General features: G+C 73.0%; 15 protein-coding genes. 6 read left to right on the forward strand and 9 right to left on the reverse strand.

Annotation, left to right across the window (positions count from 1 at the left end):
- Positions 1–43 precede the first annotated feature (43 nt).
- The 5 genes from SLINC_RS10330 to SLINC_RS10350 all read right to left on the reverse strand — a co-directional run bounded on the left by SLINC_RS10330 (position 44) and on the right by SLINC_RS10350 (position 10,021).
- Positions 44–2,308, reverse strand: coding sequence for a molybdopterin oxidoreductase family protein (locus SLINC_RS10330; RefSeq protein ID WP_067429738.1), 2,265 nt, complete (start codon positions 2,306–2,308; stop codon positions 44–46).
- Positions 2,309–2,384: 76 nt separating this feature from the next.
- Positions 2,385–7,880, reverse strand: a complete 5,496-nt coding sequence (locus SLINC_RS10335) for a caspase family protein (RefSeq protein ID WP_067429741.1) — start codon at positions 7,878–7,880, stop codon at positions 2,385–2,387.
- A complete protein-coding gene (locus tag SLINC_RS10340; RefSeq protein WP_067429744.1) occupies positions 7,861–8,721 on the reverse strand; it encodes a hypothetical protein in 861 nt (286 codons plus the stop codon). The genes SLINC_RS10335 and SLINC_RS10340 overlap by 20 nt, the downstream gene beginning before the upstream one ends.
- 80 nt (positions 8,722–8,801) lie before the next feature.
- Positions 8,802–9,419 carry a TetR/AcrR family transcriptional regulator gene (locus SLINC_RS10345; RefSeq protein ID WP_067429747.1) on the reverse strand — a complete coding sequence of 206 codons (618 nt, stop codon included), beginning with the start codon at positions 9,417–9,419 and terminating at the stop codon, positions 8,802–8,804.
- On the reverse strand, positions 9,416–10,021 hold the full coding sequence (locus SLINC_RS10350) for a hypothetical protein (protein ID WP_107406582.1): 606 nt from the start codon (positions 10,019–10,021) through the stop codon (positions 9,416–9,418). Before SLINC_RS10350 ends, SLINC_RS10345 begins: the two co-directional genes overlap by 4 nt.
- A gap of 162 nt (positions 10,022–10,183) precedes the next feature.
- Here SLINC_RS10350 and hmgA point away from each other — a divergent pair, with 162 nt between their 5' ends.
- The 3 genes from hmgA to SLINC_RS10365 all read left to right on the forward strand — a co-directional run bounded on the left by hmgA (position 10,184) and on the right by SLINC_RS10365 (position 13,536).
- Complete coding sequence (hmgA, locus tag SLINC_RS10355) at positions 10,184–11,509, forward strand: homogentisate 1,2-dioxygenase (protein ID WP_067445199.1); 1,326 nt, start codon at positions 10,184–10,186, stop codon at positions 11,507–11,509.
- Between the two features lie 27 nt (positions 11,510–11,536).
- The gene (locus SLINC_RS10360) at positions 11,537–12,283 is read left to right on the forward strand and encodes a GntR family transcriptional regulator (RefSeq protein ID WP_067429749.1); all 747 of its coding nucleotides are present in this window, start codon (positions 11,537–11,539) and stop codon (positions 12,281–12,283) included.
- Between the two features lie 95 nt (positions 12,284–12,378).
- Positions 12,379–13,536, forward strand: a complete 1,158-nt coding sequence (locus SLINC_RS10365) for a type ISP restriction/modification enzyme (RefSeq protein WP_067429752.1) — start codon at positions 12,379–12,381, stop codon at positions 13,534–13,536.
- Here SLINC_RS10365 and SLINC_RS10370 read toward each other — a convergent pair.
- Positions 13,533–14,264 carry a TetR/AcrR family transcriptional regulator gene (locus SLINC_RS10370; RefSeq protein WP_067429755.1) on the reverse strand — a complete coding sequence of 244 codons (732 nt, stop codon included), beginning with the start codon at positions 14,262–14,264 and terminating at the stop codon, positions 13,533–13,535. The genes SLINC_RS10365 and SLINC_RS10370 overlap by 4 nt on opposite strands.
- Before the next feature lie 63 nt (positions 14,265–14,327).
- On the opposite strand from SLINC_RS10370, the gene SLINC_RS10375 reads away from it, so the two are divergent.
- Both SLINC_RS10375 and SLINC_RS10380 read left to right on the forward strand, forming a co-directional pair.
- On the forward strand, positions 14,328–15,281 hold the full coding sequence (locus SLINC_RS10375; RefSeq protein WP_067429758.1) for an ATP-binding cassette domain-containing protein: 954 nt from the start codon (positions 14,328–14,330) through the stop codon (positions 15,279–15,281).
- Positions 15,278–16,060, forward strand: a complete 783-nt coding sequence (locus SLINC_RS10380; protein WP_067429761.1) for an ABC transporter permease — start codon at positions 15,278–15,280, stop codon at positions 16,058–16,060. Before SLINC_RS10375 ends, SLINC_RS10380 begins: the two co-directional genes overlap by 4 nt.
- Before the next feature lie 250 nt (positions 16,061–16,310).
- Here the strand turns inward: SLINC_RS10380 and SLINC_RS10385 are convergent, their stop codons facing one another.
- The 3 genes from SLINC_RS10385 to SLINC_RS10395 all read right to left on the reverse strand — a co-directional run bounded on the left by SLINC_RS10385 (position 16,311) and on the right by SLINC_RS10395 (position 18,055).
- The gene (locus SLINC_RS10385; protein WP_067429770.1) at positions 16,311–16,580 is read right to left on the reverse strand and encodes a hypothetical protein; all 270 of its coding nucleotides are present in this window, start codon (positions 16,578–16,580) and stop codon (positions 16,311–16,313) included.
- Positions 16,581–16,706: 126 nt separating this feature from the next.
- Positions 16,707–17,516, reverse strand: a complete 810-nt coding sequence (locus SLINC_RS10390) for an anti-sigma factor (RefSeq protein ID WP_067429772.1) — start codon at positions 17,514–17,516, stop codon at positions 16,707–16,709.
- Entirely contained in the window at positions 17,513–18,055 is a 543-nt protein-coding gene (locus SLINC_RS10395; protein ID WP_067429775.1) for a sigma-70 family RNA polymerase sigma factor, read from the reverse strand. Before SLINC_RS10395 ends, SLINC_RS10390 begins: the two co-directional genes overlap by 4 nt.
- Before the next feature lie 233 nt (positions 18,056–18,288).
- Here SLINC_RS10395 and SLINC_RS10400 point away from each other — a divergent pair, with 233 nt between their 5' ends.
- Complete coding sequence (locus SLINC_RS10400) at positions 18,289–19,821, forward strand: DUF4331 domain-containing protein (protein WP_079164481.1); 1,533 nt, start codon at positions 18,289–18,291, stop codon at positions 19,819–19,821.
- Positions 19,822–19,943 lie beyond the last annotated feature (122 nt).

The following is a 19,943-nucleotide window of genomic DNA, read 5'->3' on the forward strand; positions in this document are numbered from 1 at the left end:
GACATGCGAGCAATAAGCGCAAAACTCCTGGTCACAGCTTTGCTCAGGTCAGAGCGGTGAGCTTTTCGGTCACGGAGGGCGTCACGGGGGCCACCGCGACGGGCACTCCGTTGAGGACCGCGTTGCCCGAGAGCGGGTCGAGCAGGCTGCCGTCGAGGAGCTGGTTGACGTTGACGCCGGGGTCGGCGGCGGCGTGGCGCAGGCGGGTGCCCGGCCGGTCGTGGCCCCAGCCGTGCGGCAGGCTGACCACGCCCGGGCGCACCCCGTCGGTGACCTCCGCGGGGGCGGTCACCTCTCCCCCGGCTCCCTTGACGCGGACCGGCGCCCCGTCCCGGACTCCGAGCCGCTCGGCGTCCTCGGGGTGGATCTGGAGGGTGCAGCGGTTGCTGCCGCCGGTCAGGGCGGGCACGTTGTGCATCCAGCTGTTGTTGGAGCGCAGATGGCGGCGGCCCACCAGGACGAGTCCGTCGGGGCGCCGGGTCATCGCCTCCCGGAGCCTGGGCAGGTCGTCCGCGATCGGCCCCGGCAGCAGCTCCACCTTCCCGCTGCGCGTCTTCAGCGGCTGCGGGAGACGGGACGCGAGCGGCCCGAGGTCGATGCCGTGGGGATGCGCGAGCAGCCTGTCCAGGCTCAGCCCGTCCGGTCGTACGCCGAAACCGTCGCCGTAGGGGCCCAGGCGCAGCATCATGTCGAGCCGCCGCTCGGGACCGCTGATGCCGGTGAGCTGTGCGGCGAGTTCGTGCGGGTCGCGGCCGTGGACCGGGGAGTGCGGTTCCTTGACGGCCTTGCCGAGGCTCTGGCCGATGACCAGGTCGTCCACGGCGGACGGGTCGGCGCCGTGCATGCCGGTCGCGGCCAGGACCAGCCGGGCCAGGATCTCGGTCTCGGCCGTCCGGCCCGGCTCCAGCGGCACCGCGGGGCGGGTGTAGCGGACCTGGTTGCGGATGGCGAGGGTGTTGAACGCGAAGTCGTGGTGCGGGCTCTGCGCGGGCGGCGGCGGGGGCAGTACGACGTGGGCGTGGCGCGAGGTCTCGTTGAGGTAGGGATCGACGCTGACCATGAAGCCGAGCGAGCCGAGGGCCTTGTCGAGCCGGTTCCCGTCGGGGGCGGAGAGCACCGGGTTGGCGCCGACGACGATCAGGGCGCGGATCGGCTCGCCCTCCCGGGTCGCGGTGTCGATCTCCTCGGCGAGCGCGGAGAGCGGCAACTCCCCCTTCGCCTCGGGGTGTCCGCTCACCCGGGAGTGCCATCGCCCGAGGCTGAAGCCATGGCTGGGCCCCGCGGGCCGGGGCGTCCGGTCGGTGGCCGCCTGCGGGAAGAGGGAGCCGCCGGGCCGGTCGAGGTTGCCGGTGAGGACGGCGAGGATGTCGACGAGCCAGCTCGCGAGGGTCCCGTGCGGCACGGTGCAGCTGCCGATCCGGCCGTACACGGCGGCGGTGGGAGCGGCGGCGAGCTCGCGGGCGAGGACCCGGATCGTCCCGGCGTCCACGTCACAGGCGTCGGTCACCGCCTCGGGCGTGAACTCCCTGACCGCCGAGCCGAGTTCGTCGAGTCCCTGCACGTGCGGTGCCAACGCGCCGAGATCCACGAGGTCTTCCGCGAACAGCACCTGGGCCATCGCCGCGAGCAGCAGCGCGTCGGTGCCCGGCCGGATCGCGATGTGCCGGTCGGCGAGCCGGGCCGTGCGGGTGCGGCGGGGGTCGATCACGGTGAGGGTGCCGCCGCGGGCCTTGAGCGCCTTGAGCCTGCCCGGGAAGTCGGGCGCGGTGCACAGACTCCCGTTGGACTCCAGGGGGTTGGCCCCGATGAGCAGCAGATGGTCGGTGCGGTCCAGGTCCGGCACCGGGATCGCGTTGGCGTCGCCGTACAGCAGCCCGCTGGAGACGTGCTTGGGCATCTGGTCGACCGTCGAGGCGGTGAAGACGCTGCGGGTGCCGAGCCCGGCGAGCAGGACCGGCGGGTAGAGGGCGCCGGCCATGGTGTGCACATTGGGGTTGCCGAGGACGACCCCCACGGAGTTCGCCCCGTACCGCTCCACCACGGGCCGGATCCCGGCGGCGACCGCGTCGAACGCCTCCTCCCAGCTCACCTCCCGCAGCTCGCCGTCCTTGCGCAGCAGCGGGGCGCGCAGCCGGTCGGGATCCCCGTCGACGGCCCCGAAGGAGGCCCCCTTCGGGCAGATGAACCCCTTGCTGAACACGTCGTCACGGTCCCCGCGGGCCCCGGTGACCCGGCTCCCCTCGATGGTGAGCGTCAGTCCGCAGGTGGCCTCGCACAGCGGGCAGATGCGTAGGGCGGTACGGGACACGGGTCCTCCCGGAGGGCAGCGGCGCCTGTCCGGGTGAGCATACCGATCGGTATGCCCTGCCGGGAGGGGGGCGGGCTCACCGTTCGTCGGAGGGTGCGAAGGGTTCGGGGGGTGCGGAGGATTCGGGGACCTCGGACGGCACCTGGAGGACGACCAGCCCGTTGGGGGTGGCGACGGCCAGTGTGCCGTCGGGCCCCGCGGAGAGACCGGTCACCACGGACGGGATCGTGACCGGCACATGCTGGTCGAGGATTCCGGGTCCCAGCAGGGCGAACTCGCCGGGACCGTCTCCGGCCACGGCACACCTGAGCCCGGGCAGCGGAGCCATGTGCCGGATCGGGAAGGGCGCGTAATACGCGCCCACGATCTCGGCACGGGCGGGATCGTCCGGGTCGACGCCGTAGATGTGCACCCTCTCGTTCCAGGCCAGGAAGAGTTCCGGGCGCACCGGATCATCGCGCGCCACCACGTGCTGGACCCCGAAACCCAGCATGTCTCCCTGGAAGAGCGTCCCGTCGTCCAGATCCCGGAACAGCAGTCCCGTCAGCGAGGGGTCCGGGGCACGGCGGGTGAGCTTCTGACGCACCACCAACCGCACGACATCAGGCAGCGTCGACGGTACTTCCGTGCGGGTCTCCAGCCGTCTGGCGAAGTCGGTCCACGAGGCGAGGACGCGTCGCCGTCCCAGCCGCAGCCGCCACACCCCGGGGGTGTCCCGGTGGCGCAGGTCGGCCACGCCGAGCCAGGCCCGGGCCGGATCCGTGAGGTCCCAGCGCTCCACGACACCGTGGACGCTGCGGGAGAGCAGGACCGGACCCGGACCGTCCTCGGTGCTCAGGGCGGCCACCGGGCCGTCGGAGACCGGCCGCAGCCGCCCCCGGGCCGTGCCGTCGCGCAGGTCGCGGACCGCGATCTCGCCGTCCGGGCCGCCCGCCACCACATCGGTCCGGTCCCTCCCCTCGACCACGGCGACGGCGGTGACCGGGCGCACGCTCTCCAATGCCCGGAGCATGCGCCATTCCCGCCCGGAGCGGCCCAGCAGGAAGACATCCCCTCGTTCGTCCCCGCACAGCACGCCTTCCGCCGTGGCGGTCAGCACCGAGGCGGGGGCGGGAAGCCCGTGTCCAGGACCTCCCGCGACCTCCTCCAGGCGCCCGTCGCTGCCGGCGCTGACCAGCAACGGCCCGTCCGGCCCGGGCACATGGGCCACACCCGTGACCCGCGCCGTGGAACCGGGCAGGGGGTCCCGGGCGGCCACCCGCGTGTGCACCGTCCGCGGCGGCCCGAGGGGGCGGCAGCCCGGCAGCAGCCACTCCTGGACGGTGCCGTCGTCGGCGCCGACGGCGAGACGACCGGAACCGTCGGGGCCGAGAGCGAGGGCGGTGGTCCAGCGTTCCCGGTCGGGCGCCGGTCCGCGCGCGTACCAGCGGGCACCGGTCACGTCCCAGCACGACACCCGGCCGGTCCCCGTGCCGACCACCACGACGTCCCGGCCGCGCACCCGCCCCACGCACAGGGCTGTCACCGTCTCCGGGACCGTGAACCGCTGTTCGGCCACGGCGAGTCCGTTCCGCAGCACGAGCACCCGGACCACGCCGCCGTACTCCCCCGTCACCACCACGTCCCGTCCGTCCGCCGTACTGCCGACGGCGGCCGCCCCGATCAGCGGCACCTCCCACGGGTGCGGACGGGGTACCGAGCGGTGCCACAGCTCGTGGGCCGTGCCGTCCGCCGACCAGCAGCGGATCATGTGGTCCTGGCCCACGCTGACGACCGCCGGGACGCCCCGGGGACCGCGAATCACGCCGAGCGCGAGGATCCGCTCGTCGTGCGCGTCGACGCGTGTGGTGTTCGCCGCGTGCTCGGTCGGCCAGCAGCGGACGACGCCGTCCGAACCGCCCACCCACACCGTGCCGTTCACGGTGCACAGGGCGGTGACCTCGTGCCGCGAGGCCGGGGCGCCGATGCGCTCCCCGGTGTCGAGGGCGTACACCTGGGCGCCCGGCCGGCCCGGCTGCCGGACCAGTGCGCTCGGCCTGCCGTGCAGGTCGAGCGTGGTGAGCGCGCGCTCGCCCGCGCCGCCGCAGCGCGTCGGGCGGCCGACCGGGCGGCCGCTGGCGACATCGATCCGGTGCAGCAGGCCGTCGGCGGTGGCCACGGCCGCCAGCCACTGGCCGTCCGGTTCCACCCGGTGCACGGCGACGGCGCTCACCGCCGCGGCGCCCCGGTGCAGGGTGCGGACGGGCTCTCCCGTGTCCAGCGCGGTGAGCCGGACCGAGCCGTCGCGACCGGCCGACACCAGCAGGCGTCCCTCACCGTCGGGCCGCACCACTTCCAGCGCGGTCACCGCTCCCTCGTGTCCGGGCGTGAACCGGCGCGGGAGGTGGCGGTCCGCCGCGTAGACGGTGACGCTGCCGTCCGCGTGGCCGAGCAGCAGCTCGCCGGGCAGGGCGCCGGCGGGGGCGACGCAGCGGGTGACGGGCGGCAGCCTCAGGTGCCTGCCCGCACCCGGTACCTCCGGTCCCAGGGTGGCCGAGACGGTGGCCATGCGCTGGGCGCGCAGCTGGTTGTAGAGCGCCTGGTCGGTGGGATGGATCTGGCGCCAGCGTCGCCGGGGCAGGTCGGGCAGGTCACTGGTCTCCGCCAGCGCGTGCACGACGACCTGCCCGCCGGTGAAGCGCAGGGCCGCGTACCGCGTTCCGCCCCGCGCCCGCAGCACGGTCAGCTCCTCGGCGGGCACCAGGCCGCGCGCGTGACCCTCCTGGTCCAGGGTCGGGTGCGCCGGCAGCCGCCAGGTGCCCGTGTCCGCGGTCCCGTCGAGCCGCCAGACGTGCAGCAGGCGCGCCTCGGACACCTCGCGCCGTACCGGTGTGCCCCGCCCGGCGCGGTCGGCGGCCTGCCCCAGCAGCCGGCGCACCAGGGCGGAGCCCGGCCGTTGCGTCGGTTCCGAGCGGCCGAGGACGCGCCGGGTGACACTGCGGACGTCACCGAAATCGGCGGACAGGACGGCCACGCACGGGCCGAGCGCCGGCAGGGCGGTCAGCGTCGTGTCGTACAGGGTGAAGGGCAGCCGTCTGGTGCGCACCGCCCGGCCGGTGACGAGGTCCCGTCCGCGGACGAGGGATTCTCCGCCCTCGCCCGGCTCCACGACCCGGGCCCCGCCTCTCGGCATCGGCACGACCACGCCCCGGCCGCCGGGGAGCCCGGCCAGGGAGCGGTCGCCCTCCCGCGGGTCCCACACCGCCCAGCGGGCCCGCCAGGGCAGCGGCACGTCCAGGTCGCAGGAGCGTGCCAGCGCGTCCGCCCGACGACAGACGGCGGCCAGCCGCAACCGGGCCAGCGCGGTCGGGTCCGGGCCGCCGCCCCCGTGGTCGCGCAGTAGGGGTTCGAGGTCCCGCAGGGCCTGGCCGGCCGCCTGCCCGGCCGGTGTGCGCAGGGCGGGCAGCGCGGCGAGCAGCGGTCCGGGATGGGCCCGGAGCACGAAGGAGGCGTCCTGCACCAGGTCGTCCAGCACACCGCCCTCGGCGGCGTGGCGGGCCAGGTACCGCCGGACGTACGGGTGATCGGTCGTGCGCAGGACGCGGGTGACGGTGCGCTGCGCGGAGCGGGTGGCGTGCCCGGCGCGCAGATGGTCGATGAGGGCGCGGTGGTAGACGCGGTAGACGGACTCGCCGTCCTCCTCGGTCTCCACCAGATAGGAACCGGCCACCTCCCGCAGCCAGACGATGTCCTCGCTGGTGTACTCGCGCCCAGCCAGTGCCGTGGCGAGGCCCGGCCACACGCCGCCCCAGGGCAGTCCGGCGCCCTGGGCGAAGGCCAGGGGCAGCAGCAGGTCCCGGGCCCGGCGGGTGCCCTCGCCGAGACGCCGCTCCAGATCGCGCTGCATGGCCTGACCGGGCCGCGTGGGCAGTCCGGCCCGCCAGGCCGGGTCGTAGGGATCGGCGGGCGGTGCCTCGCGGACCAGGGTGCGCGCGGTGATGAGGGCCACGAGGAAGGAGCGCCCCGCGGCCTCGGCGACGGCGTCCGCGATGGCGCCGAGATGGTCGGCCCGGTGGTCCGCCAGGGTCGACCCGGGAGCCGCGAAGAGCTTGCGGACGTAGGCCCGTACGGCGGGCGGATCGACGTACCGCTCGTCGTCGAGGTCGACGCGCAGCACGCCGGTGCTCAGCTGGTCGGTCACGTGCCGCCGGGCGGCGAGCAGCAGGCGCAGGGGCAGTCCGAGAGCGGGGTCCGTCAGCGCCAGCACCATGTCGACGACCTCTTGCGGGGCGAGTGCCTCGTCGACGGCGTCGAGGATCACGACCAGCGGTTCGGTCCGCCGTTGCAGCGTGCGCACGAGCGCGTCCGGCGATTCCACGCCGCCCATGCCGGCGGCGGCTCCGAGCCGGTCGAGGATCTGCCGGGTGGACTTGTGGCTGGCGAGCACGGAGTCGTGCAGGGCCCCCGGGGCCGGTACAGCGTCGGCGGGCAGTCCGTCACGCGGCAGGGAGGCCCGGCGCCGGGTGTCGGCCAGGACCGTCACCAGCCCGAGGAGCGCGGACTTGCCGGAGCCCGGGTCCCCGGTGACCAGGCAGAGCCGTTCGTCGGCGCGTTCGGGGGCGAGCCATGCGGTGACCGTGCGCAGCGCGGCGTGCCGGCCGGTGAAGTACGCGACCTCGGAGGCCGGTACGTCGGTCCCGCGCGCCCTCGGGTCGAAGTGGGCGGTCAGTTCGGCCTTGCGTTCCTCCCGGCCGCGGGCGAACCGCGCGAAGAGTTCGTCGCCCTCGTCGACCCTGCGGTCCCGGGCGCCGGGCACATGGCGGGGATTGGGCAGGAAGAGCGGTGAGCCGGAGGTGCAGTGGACCGTGTGGACGACGGGTTCCTGCCAGTCCGGCACCTCGGGGTCGCGTGAGACGCGCTCCATGACGTCGTCCAGGCGCAGATGCCGGGGTACCCGGCCGGCGTACATGGCCTCCCGGCGCACGGCCCGGTCGAACGCTGAGGACAGGGCGCCCGGCGCGGTCTCCTGCTTGCGCCGCGACGAGGCGATCATGACCAGGCCGTTGCCGGGGCTCCGGCCGCCGGTGGGCCGGAACCGGCGGTCGCGCAGGGCACCGCCCAGCGCCTCTTCGAGACCGGCCTCGGAATGGCAGGCGTCCAGCAGGACCAGCAGCCGCTCGATCCCGGTCTCCTCCCAGAGCTGGGCGACCAGGTCCTCCGTCGGCAGGGCGGTGCCCCGCAGGTCCCCGTCGCTGTCGGCGGTCAACAGGTAGTGGCGGCCGCTCTGTTCGGCGACGGCGCCGTGGCCGGCGAAGTAGAGCACCACGTAGTCGTCGGGCCGGCGCTCGTCGGAGACGGCGAACGCCCGTAACGCCTTGAGCAGTTGCTCCTTGGTGGGGTCGGGGCCGGTGACGGCGGCCCGTTCGTACCCGAGCAGCCCGACGAAGAGATCCTCCACCCGGCGTACGTCACGGGCGAGTTCCGGCCGTTCGAGGTGGGGGAAGGCAGGTACCCGCGGGACGGTCGCGGTGATCAGGTAGCGGCGGGGCGGCGGCTCCGGGGGCCCGCCGTCCTCAGTGCGGGAGGCAGCCATCGGCGATCGCCCGGCCCGCCTCGACGGTGTTGAGGTAGCGCGTCGCATCGTGCGCCCGGGAGCCGTTGTGCACGGTCAGGCAGCGTATGTCCGGCCCGAACAGGGGGCGCAGATCCTTCACCAGCGCGACGACGTCACCCTCGTCGGCGAGGTTGGTCCAGGACGTGACCGAGCCCGGCCAGTCCCCCGGTGTTCCGCTCTCACCGACCCGCAGCCGGTCGAAGACGAGCCGTCGGATGCCGAGCGGCGAGCCGACGGTGAGCAGGGCCCGCACCGGCCACTCGGGATGCGCGCACAGCGCCTCGTAGGCGACCACACTGCCCAGGGAGTGCCCGACGACGACCTCGGTGCGGTCGGTGACGGCCGCCGCGACGCGTGCCTGCACGGCGGCGTGCACCGCGGGGTCGTGCAGATAGGCGCGGACCTGCTTCAGGTCGAGGACCAGGGCGCGCAGGGCGAGGGAGGCGAAGAACCGCGACTGGCCCAGGGCGTCGAGCGCCCTCTGCACCGACCGCGGTGTGCGGACGAGGGTGCGCGCGTCGGGCGGCATGACGCCCGGATCCGTACGGGCCGCCTCCTCCCACAGCGCGAACAGCAGCTCTGTCTCGAATCCCTCGCCCACGTCCGAGGCGTCCAGCGGTGGGTCGCCGATCGCGAGGGTGCGGCCGGGCGGGCGGAAGAGGTCGCCGTAGAAGACGCAGCGCACGTCGTGGGGGGTGAGGGTCAGCGGGGAGGCGGCCCGGCGCAGGCCGTCGGTCAGCGCGGGGCGCCAGGAGCCGGTCAACTCCGCTTCTCCCGCGTACTGCCGGCCGATCCCGTGGATGCAGACCACCCGAGCCATCGCGTCCCCCCATGCCCGACCCAAGGTGTGATCACCCTAGCAACGGCGGGACGCGGTGGGGCCCTTGGCGCGGGAACGGGTCAGTCCAGTACGCGCGCCAGATAGGCCCGCAGCATCTCCCGCGTCTCCGCGATGATCCGTTCGTCCCCCTCCGGGGCCATCCGGAAGGCGAGGTGGACCAGGGCGTCGGCGGTTTCGACGGCGATGAGGAAGACGCGGCGGAGGTCGTCGTCGGGCGTGCGGACGAGGTAGCCGGAGAGGAGGTCGGTGAGGCGGTCGGCGACGCGGTGGTTGGGTTCGGTGTGGCGGGCGCCGACCGGAATCTGGTTGCCGAAGTCGACGAGGGAGAAGCCGGGGGCGGTGCGCTTCATGGCGAGGTACTCGTCGAGCACGGCGTCCATGGCCACGCGCCAGCCGCCGTCACCGGCGTCCTTCAGACGGGCGGTGACGCGCTCGGTGTAGCGCTCCAGGTTGCGTTCGGCGAGTGCGTCGGCCATCGCGCGCTTGTTGCCGAAGAAGCGGTAGACCGAGCCGATGGGCACCTCGGCGCGCTGGGCGACGGCCCGGGTGCTCAGGGCGTCGTAGCCGACCTCGTCGAGCAGGTCGGCGCAGGCGTCGAGAATCCTGGTCAGCCGTTCGGCGCTGCGCCGCTGCACGGGAGCGCGACGGAGCGATGTCACGTGGGGCACGGGCTTCATGATGCCTCTCCGCCGTCGTCCGGGGAACCTCGCCCCCCGGTACGGGAGACGGGGGCCGGGGCACTCAGCGCGTCGCTCCCGTTCGCACCGGGGTCCGGTGCGGAAGCGGTGATGTCGGCCGTGCTCTCGACGGGCTCGCCGTCGACGGCCCAGACCGTGGAGTCGTCGGCGTACAGGCGCGCGGTGAGGTGGTGGGTGCCGTGCGGGACGTAGCGGGCCGGGAGGCGGTACTCGGGGTTTCGCAGGACGACGACCGGGCGCCCGTTCACGAAGAGACGGGCGAAGCCCTGCCCGGCCGCGGCCCGGGCCGGGGTGCCGGCGGGCGAGAAGCGGAAGTGGCGCACGGTCAGCCGTACGTCCCAGGCGCCGTCGGCGGCGGGCTGCACCTCGATGCCGACGTCGGGCGCGCCCTGCTCGTCGACCTCGCGGTAGCGGTGGCCCTCCTTGTCCCGTTCGTCGAGGACTTCGCCGACCGGGGAGGGCGGGGATCCGTTCTTCCCGTTCTCCTGCTCCCGCGTACCACTGGAACCGCAGCCCGCGGATCCGGTCAGCAACAGGACACAGACCGCGAGCACGGCCAGGACTCCCCGCCTCCACGACATGCCCGGGAGCGTAGAACACCGGTCCGACACCTCGAATCCCCCTGGGGTCGGGTTCCGGTCTCCTTCCGATCGTTCTCGATGAGGACGTCCGGCTCACCTCTTGCGTCCGGGAAACCGCAATCCTACGGTGTTGCATAGGAATCAGTTATCCAGGGAGTGATCATGAGCGGGGACGCGCGCAAGACCGCCGAGGGACTGGCCCACCTCTCCGGTTTCGGCAACGAGCACGCCTCGGAGGCGGTGCCCGGCGCCCTGCCCGAGGGCCGCAACTCGCCGCAGCGCGCCCCGCTCGGCCTGTACGCGGAGCAGCTCAGCGGGACGGCCTTCACCGAGCCGAGGGCCCACAACCGCCGCTCGTGGCTGTACCGGATCCGCCCGTCGGCCGCACATCCGGCGTTCACCCGCACGGAGAACGGCTCGATCCGCACGGCCCCCTTCACGGAGTCGGTGCCCGACCCGAACCGCCTGCGCTGGGACCCGCTGCCGGAGCCCGCGCCGGGGACCGACTTCCTGGCGGGACTGTGGACCCTCGGCGGCAACGGCGACGCCACCCAGCGCACCGGCATGGCCGTGCACCTCTATCACGCCACGTCCTCGATGGAGCGGGTCTTCGGCGACGCCGACGGCGAGCTGCTGATCGTCCCGGAGCTCGGCGGACTGCTGCTGCGCACCGAGTTCGGGCTCCTGCCCGTGGAGCCCGGCCAGGTGGCGCTGATCCCGCGTGGGGTCCGCTTCCGTGTGGAGCTGCTGGATGCCACGGCACGCGGTTATGTGTGCGAGAACTATGGCGCCCCCTTCCGCCTCCCCGACCTCGGCCCGATCGGCGCCAACGGGCTCGCCAACCCCCGGGACTTCCTGACGCCCGTCGCCGCCTACGAGGACACCGAGGGACCGGTGGAGGTGGTCAACAAGTACTGCGGCAACCTCTGGACGGCCACCTACGACCACTCCCCGCTCGATGTCGTCGCCTGGCACGGCAACCATGTGCCGTACAGCTACGACCTGCGCCGCTTCAATGTGCTGGGCAGCATCTCCTACGACCACCCGGACCCGTCGATCTTCACGGTGCTGACGTCTCCGTCCGACACCCCGGGGCTGGCCGGTGTCGACTTCGTGGTCTTCGCGCCGCGCTGGCTGGTGGGTGAGGACACCTTCCGGCCGCCGTATTTCCACCGCAACGTGATGAGCGAGTACATGGGCCTGATCGAGGGCGCGTACGACGCGAAGACCGCCGGCGAAGGGGGGTTCGTGCCCGGCGGCGGCTCGCTGCACACCATGATGTCGGCGCACGGTCCGGACCGGGAGACGTTCGACCGGGCGAGCGCGGCCGAACTGAGGCCGCAGAAGGTGGACGACGGCCTGGCCTTCATGTTCGAGACGCGCTGGCCGATCACCCTGACGTCCCGGGCGGCCCGGGCGGAGCACCTGCAACAGGGCTACGACGACGTGTGGTCGGGCCTCGAACGTCACTTCCGCCCGTTGCACTGACCGAACCGCGAAAGGTACGGATAGCCCGTGACCTCCTTCGCTCCGGACTCGATCGTCCTGAACCGCAAGCTGCCGCTCTGGTACCAGGTGTCGCAGTCGCTGCGCGCCTCGATACTGGGCCGCTCACCCCGGGACCCGCTGCGGCTGCCCACCGAGGAGCAGCTCGCGGGGCACTACGGGGTGAGCGTGCTGACCATGCGGCAGGCGCTGAAGGAGCTGGAGGACGAGGGGCTGATCACGCGGCACCGCAGACGCGGCACCTTCATCGAGCCGGACGCCCGCCGCGGCGCCCCCGTGCGGCTGCTCGGCTCGGTGGACGCCATCGTGGCCCAGCAGTCCGGGATGACGACCGAGCTGCTGGAGCACGGCACGCGGCCCGTGCCGGCCGAACTCGCCGAGCACTTCCCGGATCTCGACGAGGTCGCCACCTACCACCGGCTGCGCGGCGACGAGAAGTCCGGTGAACCGACCAACCACGCCCGCAACTACGTCCGCCCCGAACTGGCCGCCCGCATCGACCTCGACGACCTGCTGCGCTGGCCGATGACCAAGGTGCTCAGGGATGTCGTGGGCGCGGACATCAGCCGCATCACGGACACCGTCGAGGCGCGGCTGGCCGACCCGGAGACGGCCCGGCTGCTCCAAGTCCCGCTGCTCAGCCCGATCCTGCACTACACGGGCGTGACCTACGACGCGAAGGGCCGGGTGCTGGACGCGGTCGTGATCCACTACCGCGGCGACCGCTTCTCCTTCACGGTGACCCTGGATGCGTAAGCGCTCCGCCATGAGCCCGGTGACAAACCTGCGGGCCGGTGGGGGCTGGTCGCGCAGTTCCCCGCGCCCCTTCGGGGCGCTCAATACGTCGTACGATGCCCAGCGTGACGCACGACGACGCTCCGCTGCTGGCGGACCTCATGCCGTGGTCCGTCGCACCGCCGCGGCTCGGCCGGGGGTGGCCGACGGGTCCCGACGCGGCATCCCTGAAGGCCCGCTGGGACGCCCTGCTGAAGGCCGAGGGACCCGACCGCGAGGCCCTGTTCGAACCGACGCGTTCCCGCACCCTGCGCTCGGCGGTCGGACAGCTGCCGGGACAGAGCGGCGGCACGGAGAGGCTGGCCCGCGCCTCGGGCCCCTGCCCGGAGCCCGTCCGCGTCCTGGCCGCCCCCTTCGACGAGCAGTGGCTGATCCCCGACCACCGGCTGATCGACGCGGCCCGGCCCGAGTTGTGGCGGGTGGCCGACGCGCAGCAGGTCTTCGTCGCCGAGATCCCGGCAGCCGCCGAGCCGGCCGACCCTCCGCTGCTGGCGACCTCCCTGCTGCCGCTGCTCCGCCCGGGCCGCGTCCGTCCGCTCTTCCGCCGCCCCGGCGGCACGGAACCCAACCTCGCGCCCGGCCTGCTGGAGCACCTGGGCACCCGCCTCGGCCGCCCGCCCGAGCCGCTGGACGTGCTCGCCTGGACGGTGGCGGCCGTACGCCCCGGCCTGGCCGTCCCCCTGACCGAGGACCCCGAACTGTGGGCGCGCGGTGTCGAGTCGGGCCGCCGCACGCTGTGGCTGATGCGCCGCGACGGCGAGCGCCCCAAGCTCCCCGGCGGCCGCCGTCCCTACGTCCGGGCCCCGCTGCCGTCCCGGCCGCTGACCCTGCACTACGACCGTGAGGAGGAGAGCCTGCACCTCGACGAGGGCCGCGTCTCCCCCGTACCGCCCGAGGCCTGGGACTTCGAAGTGGGCGGAGTGCGGGTGCTGGAGCAGTGGTTCACGGCCCGCACCGCGGAGGCCGAGCCGGGCACGCTGGCGGCGATCCGCCCGACGGGCTGGACGCAGGGGTGGACGTCGGAACTGCTGGAGCTGATCACCGTGCTGGCGCTCCTCGCGGAGCCGCGGGAGGAGCCGGAGGTGACCGCGCCGATCACGGCGGCGGAGCTGCGAAAGGCGGGCGTCCTGCCGGTACCGGACGCGGCCCGCAGGCCGGCGTCGGTACTGGACGGACACGAGGAGGGGCCGGAGGGCCAGCTCGCGCTGATCTAGTCCGGCCCCTGCTCCCCGACCCTGGGCGCGAAGCCGTCCAGCACGCGCACCAGCATCCGTTCGAACACGGCCTCCAGATCGATCGGCCCCGCGTCCTCCATGAAGGAGGCGGCCAGCCTCGGATAGGCGCCGGAGGCGATCTGGCTCCCCATGTAGGCGATCCGTACCGCGTTCTCCTGCTCCTGCGACCACGGCAGCGACCGCACCCGCTCGGCCGTGGCCAGTTCGTTGGAGACGTACACGGTCACACAGCCGCTGAGCATCGCCACCAGCTCGATCTTCGTGCCGGAGGGGGCGTCCAGCGGATCCAGGCAGGCCAGGCAGTGCTCCAGGTACCGCAGGGCGTTGGGGCTGAAGCCGTACGCCCCTGACATCAGCCGCACCATCCAGGGGTGCCGGTGCATGAGCGCCTTGGTCTGGCGGGCGTTGCGGAGCATGTCGGCGCGCCAGTCCCCGGTCGGCTCGAACAGCTCGTGGTCGCCGCTGACCGCGTCCACCATCAGCTCGTACAGGTCCTCCTTGCGGGGGACGTAGTTGTACAGCGACATGGTGCCGCAGCCCAGTTCGGCCGCGACGTGCCGCATCGACACCGCGTCCAGCCCCTGCGCGTCGGCGATCCGCACGGCCGCCGCCGCGATGTCCGCGCGCGTGAACGCCGGTTTGGGCCCGCGGCCCGTCCGCTCGGGACGGGCCCAGATCACTTCGGGTACGGCCGCTCGGCCCGCCATCGATCATCACCTCTTTCCCCATCCTAGTTACGTACACCGTACGTAGTGCGCTATGGTCGAGCCATGACTTCTACGTACGCTGTACTTAGTGAAGGTCTGGAGAAGCACTTCGGTGCCGTCCACGCGCTGCGCGGGCTCGATCTCGCGGTGGCGCGGGGCACGGTCTGCGGAGTCCTCGGGCCGAACGGGGCCGGCAAGACCACGGCCATCCGGCTGCTCACCACGCTGCTGCGGCCCGACGCGGGCTCGGCCCGGATCGCCGGGTACGACCTGGTCCGCGAGGCCGCGGCGGTCCGCACCCGGATCGGTGTCACCGGGCAGTACGCCTCGGTCGACGGGGACCTGAGCGGCCGCCAGAACCTGAGGCTGTTCGCCCGGCTGCACCGGGTGCGGGGCCCTGCCGAGCGGGCCGGCGAGCTGCTCGACCGCTTCGGTCTGACCGAGTCCGCCGACCGGCCCGTGTCCACCTACTCCGGCGGGATGCGCCGCCGGATCGACCTGGCGGCGAGCCTGATCCGCCGCCCCGAGGTGCTGTTCCTGGACGAGCCGACCACCGGCCTCGACCCGGCCAGCCGCAACCTGATCTGGGACGCGGTGCGCGATCTCACCGCGGACGGCACGACGGTGCTGCTGACCACGCAGTACCTGGAGGAGGCCGACCAACTCGCCGACGACATCGCCCTGGTGGACCGGGGACGGGTCGCACACACGGGCTCCCCGGCCGAGCTGAAGGGGCTCATCGGGGCCCATGTCGAGGTCGTCGTCGCGCACCCGGACGTGATGGTGCGGGCGGCCGGCGTCCTCGATCAACTCACCGGCGGACAGCCGTCGTTCGACCACGACCGCAACGCGGTCGGCGCGGTCACCCGCGACGCGACGCTCACCCTCCCGCGCCTGGTGCGCGAACTGGACGCGGCCGGCGTCCCGTTGCTGGACGCGAGCCTGCGCCCACCGACCCTCGACGACGTGTTCCTCCGGCTCACCGAGGACCTGGGACAGAAGGAGACCGCGGCATGAGCACACTGGCGTACGACGGGACCGCGATGCTGGGCCGCCAGCTGCGGCGGCTGCGGAACAACCCGGGGCTGCTGATCCTGACCCAGACCATGCCGGTCAGCATGCTGCTGTTCTTCGGCTACGTGTTCGGCAGCGCGCTGGCGATGCCGGGCGAGGACTACCGGGCGTTCCTGGTGCCGGGCCTGCTCGTGGCTACCGCCGCGGGCGGGATCATGACCGGGATGTTCCAGGCCGCCCAGGACACGCACCGGGGCGTGATGGACCGCTTCCGGACACTGCCGATGAGCCGGGCGGCGGTGCCGCTCGGACAGGCGGGCGCGGATCTGGTGGTGACGGCGGCCGGGACGGTGCCCTTCCTGCTGGTCGGGCTCGCGGTGGGCTGGCGGGTCGAGGGCAGCGCGTGGGAGGCCCTGGGCGCCTTCGGTCTGTTGCTGCTGTTCCGGTTCACCATGACCTGGATCGGGATATTCCTCGGCCTGGCCACGCGCAACGAGGAGGCGGCGGGCCAGTTGGGCGGCGCGACCTTCCTGCTGCCGCTGCTGTCCAACGCGTACATCCCGACCGAGGGGCTGCCGGGCTGGCTGCGGACGGTCGCCGAGTGGAATCCGATCAGCGCGGTGACGACGGCCCTGCGGGACCTGTTCGGGAACGCGCCGGTGCCGGAGGGCGCGGCCTGGCCAGTGGCGCATCCGATCGCCGGATCACTGGCCTGGTGTGCGGTCCTGCTGGTGGTGTTCGTGCCGGCGGCGGTGCGGCGGTACGCACGCGGCGAGCGGTGAGTCGCCGCCGGTAGGCCGGTCGGCGTCCTCGCGGAACGGCACTGCCGGGCACGCGGGTGGGAGCGTGCCCGAACGACCGGGGGGTGGAGGGGTGTGGGCACGGACGGGGGTCTTGCCCACGCCCGGGGGCCACACCGGTGCGTCGCTGCGCGCCGTGGGGGTGACGGGGACGGGAGCGCGGCGACGTGCCGGGACGGTGTGGCGACCGAGCGAGAGCCCTCGGGCAGGTCCCGAGGAACGACGGTGTCGCTCAGCGCCCGCCGAACAGCGAACGCCGCAGGCGACGCAGCGGTGCGAAGAGCGAGACACGACTCACCCGCGCCCCCCTGGCACTGCGGTCCTTCGTGGTGTCACGTGCGGTCAGCTCACGCATCAGCGAGGTCGCCTCGGCCGCCTCGCGCTGCGGGACGGCAGGTCCCGCCAGCACCGAAAGATGGCGGTCCAGACGCGAACTGGTCGCGTTGCTCCCACAAGTGATCGCAGGGACCCTGGCCCTGCTGCGCACTGTTATCTGCTCCATGTCACTCCCCACCCGTACGAGTCCACCCGGCCCGGGCAGAGTAACCCTATCGCTCCCTCGGGGCACTCGTGTATCGCGGTCACAGGATTCACCTTCCCCATAAGGGGGTTGACGACCCATCGGCGGTTACCCTCCGAAGCCAACCGATTTCAGGGCGAGTTGGACAATCGGCTGGGTGGTGGGCTGCGGTGAGCCACCGCCCGGCTCGACGGTCACAGCGAGTGACGCCGCCGACCTGTCCAGGCCCGATGTGACCAAGGGCGTGTCGCCGTCGAAGAGGCCCAGGGAGCGCGGTTGCGCGTCGGGGCGCATGAGCCACAGTTGGTGCACCCGGTCGCTCGGCAGGTCGCCGTATCCGCTGAGGGTGACCACCGCACGCCCCTCCGCCGCCGAGGCGATCGCTCCGATACTTCGGCCCCGGGCGTCCCGCGCGGTCGTCGCCCGGGCGTCGGGAGCTCCCAGAACGTGGGCGATCTCACGCGCCTGGGCCTGCTGGGCGTTCAGCTCGTCCCGGGCCCGGTCGGCCTGGACGGCGAACAGCGAGGCGACGACGAGCGCCGCGGCGGCCGTCGCGGTGGCGAACGGGACGAACAGCGGTCGCGGCCGGGCCGCACGGGCGCGGGCCGGCGGCGGCTGCGTGCCCCACACATGCGGCGGCAGCTGGGTCGCCCGCGGACGCGCCACCGCCTGCGGGGCGGGCTCCTGCGGGGTCGCGCGGACGGCGGCCAGCACCCGGTCGCGCATCGCGAGCGGTGGCGGGGCGGCCGTGGACCAGGCGAGCCGGACGGCGTCCTCGGACAGGGTGCGCACCTCGGCGGCGCAGGCGGCGCACTTCTTCAGATGCTTCTCGAAGCGGCGCCGCTCGTCGGGTTCGAGGGCGTCGAGGGCGTAGGGCGCGGCCAGGGAGTGGATGTCCTCCCGTCGGAACAGGCTCATGCCGCACCTCCCAGGCACTCCCGCAGACGGGTCAGCCCGTCCCGCATCCTCGTCTTCACCGTGCCCAGCGGCAGCGAGAGCCGCTCGGCCACTTCACGGTACGTATACCCGTCGTAGTAGGCGAGGGTGACCGACTGGCGCTGGAGGGCGGTGAGGCGGTCCAGGCAGCGGCGCACCCACTCGCGCTCCAGCCCGGCCTCGACCTCCTCGGTGACCTGGTCGAAGGCGGGGTGATGGGACCGCCGTGCCTCGCGCTGTTCGCGTTCGCCGGCCGCGCGGGCGCTGCGCACCCGGTCCACGGCCCGCCGGTGGGCGAGGGTGAGGACCCAGGACAGGGCACTGCCCCGCCGGGGATCGAACCGGGCCGCGGACCGCCACAGCTCCAACAACACCTCCTGCGCCACCTCCTCCGACTGCGCCGGATCGCGTACGACCCGTCTGACAAGTCCGAAGACCGGTCCGGACACCAGCCCGTACAGATCCTCGAACGCCTGCTGATCACCACCGGCCACCATGACCAGCAGTTCGTCCGCCTCCACCTCGTCGCCCCCTCCGGCCAGGCCGCATCGGGGCCGCCGTCCCGCCCCACGAGACATTCGCAACGAACCCACCTCCGGATGGGGTTACGGATCGCGGAGCGCAAAACGCGGGTCGCCGCACGATGAAACAACTTCGGTGCCGCGCCGTAAGAACGTTTGGCATTCGACCAATCCGCCCTGCCGACCGCTCCGAATCGCGTTCGTCAGGCAAGTTGGGACTGAGGACGGACGGCATGACACCTATCTCCAGGAGCAGCTCGGGACGCAGGAGCGTCGCGACGCTCGTATGTGGTGCGCTGGCCGCCGGCGGCCTCGCAGCCGCCGGCGTGGCCACGCTGGAACCGGGGGCGGCCTCCGCCTCCAGCCACCGGGAGGCCCCGCTCATCTCGGGGCAGCCCCAGTTCGACAACACGGACGTGTACGCGTTCGTCAGCCCGGACCACCCGGACACGACGACGCTCGTCGCGAACTGGATCCCCTTCGAGGAACCGGCCGGCGGACCGAACTTCTTCACGTTCGCCGAGGACGCGCAGTACGACCTGCACATCGACAACAACGGTGACGCGCAGGGCGATCTGCTGTTCCGCTACACGTTCAAGACGCAGACGAAGAACGACAAGACGTTCCTGTACAACACCGGCGCGGTCACCAGCCTGGACGACCCGGACCTCAACATCACGCAGACGTACGACATCGAGATGATCAAGCTGCGCAAGCAGAAGGTCACGTACAAGACGAAGATCGCCGACGACGTCCCGGTGGCACCGTCGAACGTCGGCAAGGCGTCGATGCCGGACTACGCCACGCTGCGCAACGAGGCGGTCCACAAGCTCACCAACGGCGCCAAGACGTTCGCCGGACAGGCCGACGACCCGTTCTTCCTGGATCTGCGGGTCTTCGACCTGCTGTACGGCGGGAACCTCTCCGAGGTCGGCAACGACACCCTCAAGGGCTACAACGTCAACTCGATCGCCCTTCAGGTCCCGACGGACATGATCGCCGAGTCGAAGGAGCAGCCGGTCGTCGGCATCTGGTCGACGACCCAGCGCAAGAACGCGCAGGGCTACTTCTCGCAGGTGTCGCGTCTGGGCATGCCGCTGGTCAACGAGGTGGTCAACCCGATCAAGGACAAGGACAAGTTCAACGCGTCCTCGCCGTGGGAGGACGCCCAGTTCCTGAAGAACGTCACCAACCCCGAGCTGCCGAAGCTCATCGAGGCGATCTACAAGATCCCGGCTCCCAAGGAGCCGCGCAACGACCTCGTCGACGTCTTCCTCAAGGGTGTGGAGGGGCTCAACCAGCCGCCGCACGTGACGCCGTCGGAGCAGCTGCGCCTGAACACCTCGATCAAGCCGGCCGCCGAACCCAAGCGGCTCGGTGTGCTGGACGGCGACAACGCGGGCTTCCCGAACGGGCGTCGGCTCTCCGACGACGTGCTCGACGCCGCGCTCCAGGTCGTCGAGGGTGAACTGGTCGGCGCGAAGAACGACCTCGGCGACGCGGTCGACAAGAACGACAAGGACTTCGAGAAGGCCTTCCCCTACGTCGCGCTGCCGACGGAGGGCTCGCGCGGCCCGCTCGCCAAGGGCACGACCGAGGGCAACGACGTCCGCAACCAGCTCGGTGACGCCCTCCAGCCGGCCGGTGCCGGCGGTATGGACGACACCACCCTGATCGCCGGCTCGGCCGGCGCGGGCGCGCTCGGCATCCTGCTGATCGGCGGCGCGCTGATGTGGTGGCGCCGGATGCGGGAGCGGGCGTACTAGAGCGGTGCCGGTCGGCCCTCCTCCCGGACGGGCCGACGCACCCCACCGACCGGCGCGGCCCGCTCGTAACCCATCCCCCACGGCGCGGGCCGCGCCGCCCCACGCACCACACCGACCAAGGA

This window comes from Streptomyces lincolnensis (genome assembly GCF_001685355.1).
Taxonomy (GTDB): Bacteria; Actinomycetota; Actinomycetes; order Streptomycetales; family Streptomycetaceae; genus Streptomyces; species Streptomyces lincolnensis.

Excerpts from the sequence above, each read along its gene's own strand:
- SLINC_RS10390 (WP_067429772.1), bottom strand. The coding sequence starts at position 17,516 with ATGAGCCTGTTCCGACGGGAGGACATCCACTCCCTGGCCGCGCCCTAC.
- SLINC_RS10370 (WP_067429755.1), bottom strand. The coding sequence starts at position 14,264 with ATGGCGGGCCGAGCGGCCGTACCCGAAGTGATCTGGGCCCGTCCCGAG.
- SLINC_RS10375 (WP_067429758.1), top strand. The coding sequence starts at position 14,328 with ATGACTTCTACGTACGCTGTACTTAGTGAAGGTCTGGAGAAGCACTTC.
- SLINC_RS10385 (WP_067429770.1), bottom strand. The coding sequence starts at position 16,580 with ATGGAGCAGATAACAGTGCGCAGCAGGGCCAGGGTCCCTGCGATCACT.
- SLINC_RS10350 (WP_107406582.1), bottom strand. The coding sequence starts at position 10,021 with ATGTCGTGGAGGCGGGGAGTCCTGGCCGTGCTCGCGGTCTGTGTCCTG.
- SLINC_RS10345 (WP_067429747.1), bottom strand. The coding sequence starts at position 9,419 with ATGAAGCCCGTGCCCCACGTGACATCGCTCCGTCGCGCTCCCGTGCAG.
- SLINC_RS10340 (WP_067429744.1), bottom strand. The coding sequence starts at position 8,721 with ATGGCTCGGGTGGTCTGCATCCACGGGATCGGCCGGCAGTACGCGGGA.
- SLINC_RS10335 (WP_067429741.1), bottom strand. The coding sequence starts at position 7,880 with ATGGCTGCCTCCCGCACTGAGGACGGCGGGCCCCCGGAGCCGCCGCCC.
- SLINC_RS10400 (WP_079164481.1), top strand. The coding sequence starts at position 18,289 with ATGACACCTATCTCCAGGAGCAGCTCGGGACGCAGGAGCGTCGCGACG.
- SLINC_RS10365 (WP_067429752.1), top strand. The coding sequence starts at position 12,379 with ATGCCCAGCGTGACGCACGACGACGCTCCGCTGCTGGCGGACCTCATG.
- SLINC_RS10380 (WP_067429761.1), top strand. The coding sequence starts at position 15,278 with ATGAGCACACTGGCGTACGACGGGACCGCGATGCTGGGCCGCCAGCTG.
- hmgA (WP_067445199.1), top strand. The coding sequence starts at position 10,184 with ATGAGCGGGGACGCGCGCAAGACCGCCGAGGGACTGGCCCACCTCTCC.